This is a genomic window from Variovorax humicola (assembly GCF_037889915.1).
GTDB lineage: Bacteria > Pseudomonadota > Gammaproteobacteria > Burkholderiales > Burkholderiaceae_C > Variovorax > Variovorax humicola.
Genome location: NZ_JBBKZV010000081.1, coordinates 1 through 3312 on the forward strand (window position 1 = coordinate 1; position 3312 = coordinate 3312).

Consider the following 3312-nt stretch of genomic DNA (forward strand, 5'->3'; position numbering starts at 1 on the left):
TGCCGCCCAGGGCGGCGCCAGCGTTGATGCCTTTCCTGGTCTTGTCGACGTCGATGCGCATGCCGCTGGTGCTGCGGCCTTCCACGATGGCCAGATCGTTGGCCGCGTCGACGAGCACGCCTTGCGTGCCGCTGACGTGCGCGCCTTCGATGGCGATGTTGTTGCCCGCGGTCATCGCGAGCAGGCCGCCGGAGAAGCTGCTGCCCACGCTGGTGCTGGATTCGTAGCTGCCGGAGACCTTGGTGGTGGTCCTGCTCAGAAGTCCTTTGTCCGTCGACTGCGCGGAGTAGCTGCCCACGGTTTGTGCAGCGCCCGAGCGGATGTTGATGTCATGGCCGGCGTGCACGCTCAGCAAGCCGCCACCCGCATCCACCGTGGCCTGGCGCGCGTTGATGCCTTTACTGCGGCGTGCCACCTACGCATAGTCATCGAACTCCCAAAGTGCCAGCAGTCGAAGCTTGGAAGCTACCGCGCCCCAGTCGTGACCTTCGATTGAACTTATGGTGCGCCTTATAAAACTTTCTAGGTCACCATAGCTGTAGCTATCGACGATTATCTTGGCATGTTCGCAAATGGGTCCGAACTCATGGACTTCGCGCTCCAACCATTTGGGCGTGCAAATGAATACTTGAAATAGGTCCGCTCCGTTTTTTCCATGTTCGCCGATCTCGAGTTCAGCCCAGAAGCCAAAGGAATCGGAGACCTCAGGAACGTATGTACGCATGTCGAAGTTGCTGCACAGCAGTCCCTTGAGTTCAGCGCGAATAGTCATGGTGTTCCTGTGATATTCAAATGCCCATTGTTGGTCCATGGCGTTGTTGTGGTAACTCTTCCTTGAACGTTGGCTTGGGTACCGGTAGTCGCATAAGGCGTAGATTTCGGAGATGGTGGCCTGTATTGGCTCAAACCATCTGCACTGAGCAGCGTGCGCCCATCGCCTGCCACTCGGTATCCGGGGCCTACCGAGATCAAAACTCGCTGAGCACAAGATCGTGCGGATATCTGCAAAGAGCCTGAGAAGTCAGTCTCTCAAGTCAGCCCAGCTTGTTTTTTACGATTTGCTTTAATGCTTCCCATCTCGTCAGATGCTGCGGTTCGCCGGTGAGCGGTCGGATCGGCGGTGCGCCAATGGTTGCTGCCAGCTCTTGGAGCAAGCGTGACACGTCAGCGGCGGTAACTATCTCGGGGTGAAGCAAATCGCCAGGATAGTTGGGATGGCCAATGCATAGGCTGTCGTCCAGGCCAAAGGCCTTGACCGCTGCCACCGCCTCGATGCACCAGTAGCCAAAGTAGCCGCCCTCGATACAGTGATATCGGTGCCAATAGGGTTCCTTGTAAGGGACAGCCTGTTTTTCCCGTCCTGACCTTGCGGCGGCGCCAACATCCTTGTACCAATGCTCAACAAAGTGCTGCAACAGCGACGCCTGTTTGCCCAGGGCTGCATCAATGGCTTCGAGCAAGCGGCCGTATGGCTTGGGGTAACACAGCGAGGGACCGATTCTGCGGCCCGGCGATCGGGTGGCAATGATTCGGTCGAGTAGCGCATCCTCGCCCTCGTTGCCGATTAGGTTGATCAAGCGTTGCCACTGGGCTTCGGGGATGTTCAGTGAAAGCGCCAATCCGACGAGCCAAAAACAGTCGATGTAGTGGTCGAGATTGACCGCCCATGAGTGACGGCTGTGCTGTTGCTGAGGTGTCCAGACCTCTTGCCCCAAGCGCTCGGAGATTTCCCAGTACTCGAGCAGCGGCTCGAGATATTTGGACAATTCTGAGATCGGATCACCGCGAGAGTAGCGACGCAAAATCAGCTTCAGATGATGAAACGCCAAGTCGCGAATGAATTGCGGGCGATAGCGCGGATTCCTTGATGGTTTGGCTATGGTCGAGATGTCGTCCGCGATGGTGGACTCGACAAATTCTGTCCATTCATCGAACCATTTCCGGTCTTTCAGACAATCCCGCATCATTTCCTTCCTCCAAGTAGCTTGCTTGCCATTTCCGAATCGGCCTTGGCAATTTTGCCCGCTCCATCAACAAGCCAGATCGAAGTACCTCCCGCTGGATCGGTATGAACGACCCACTTCTCAACTCGACCGCCTTCGATCGCTTTTCGAATGAGCGCCGCCTCCGCTTCGCTTCCAGCCGCCTGGACAAGCCGGTCTGATCCTAGTACCCAGTCGTCACTCATCTGAAGCCCCTCGGCGGTCTTCCCGAGTGGAGAGGTTCCGAACTTGTACTCGACAACGACATAGTCAGCAGTCGAACTGCTCACTTTGTAAAGATCGTCAATGCCACGGCTGCCAACCTCTCCCATCCGTCCCAATCGTGTCGCGTCGGGCAAGACGTTTTTCACTGTCGTCGCCCCCAAGAGCTCGCCGATCACCCCCTTCTGCGCACTCGACAACTTGCTGAAGTCCATCAGTGCCTTGCCGTCGGCACCAACGCCGCCGACACTGACTGCCACACGCATGTCGGCAACAGCGCCGGTAATGCGTCGGTACACCGCACTTCCCAGAGGCACGGCAGCAGCCACGCCGTTGAAAAGTCTTTCCACCGTCGAGAGATCGGTTCCGCTGACGCTCTTACCGGTGAGGGCTTGATAGAGCGCGATCGGTGTGCCGTAAGCCGGCAAGAGCGCTGCAATCGTGTCGCCAAGCTGGAGCGCTTGCTCCCCCGTCAACTTGCCACTCTGAAGCGATTCAAGATAGGTGGCGGCCGATTCGAGTTGGGCCATTTGTCTGTCGATCGCCTGCATTTGCTCCCAAGTGCAACTGTCCCCGCAGGCATGCGTCAGCCGGGCGTTCTCAGCATTGACGATCTGGCGTATGTCCCGGCTCTGGGAGTGGCTCAGGTAGTTATTCGCCGCCGCATTGGCCCCCGCTTGGCTCGCAAGGTTGATCTGCGTCGCGTCACCCCCCGCGATGGCCACCGCGATCCCGCCCAGCATCGCGGCGAACTGCGTCGTGTCGATCTGCCGCCCATAGGCCTCGGCGGCCATCTCGCCCACCGCCGCGCCCAGCGCCCCGGCCCCGCAGCCGCCCGCGTTATCCGCACGCATCGCCCCCACCGCGCAGCCCGCAATCGCATGCGCCACCTTGTTGGTGAAGCCGTCGAGCACCGCATCGTCGCCCATGCTCAGCCCGCCAATCGCATTGGCCGCTTGCGCCGCCACCGTGTCCAGAATCGCGGCCTTCAGCCCGTTCTTCAGGCTGTCCTCCAGGCTGCCTCCATTGATCGCCGTGTCGATCAGCGCCCTGGCCGCACCCGCCTGGAGGTTCTGCCCCAACTGCGTGAGGAATTCCTGCGCGCCCG

General features: G+C 59.3%; 4 protein-coding genes. All 4 read right to left on the reverse strand.

Features of this window, described 5'->3' with window-relative positions:
* Nucleotides 1–415 (reverse strand): hemagglutinin repeat-containing protein (locus WKW80_RS36945; RefSeq protein WP_340368521.1); only part of this gene is annotated, 415 nt, incomplete at its 3' end.
* Complete coding sequence (locus tag WKW80_RS36950; protein ID WP_340368522.1) at nucleotides 416–811, reverse strand: immunity 8 family protein; 396 nt, start codon at nucleotides 809–811, stop codon at nucleotides 416–418.
* A gap of 223 nt (nucleotides 812–1034) precedes the next feature.
* Nucleotides 1035–1967 (reverse strand): PoNi-like cognate immunity protein, encoded by a 933-nt coding sequence (locus tag WKW80_RS36955; RefSeq protein WP_340368523.1) that lies wholly within the window; start codon nucleotides 1965–1967, stop codon nucleotides 1035–1037.
* Nucleotides 1964–3312: DUF637 domain-containing protein (locus tag WKW80_RS36960; protein WP_340368524.1), on the reverse strand; the 1349-nt coding region annotated here is incomplete at its 5' end. The genes WKW80_RS36955 and WKW80_RS36960, both read right to left, overlap by 4 nt.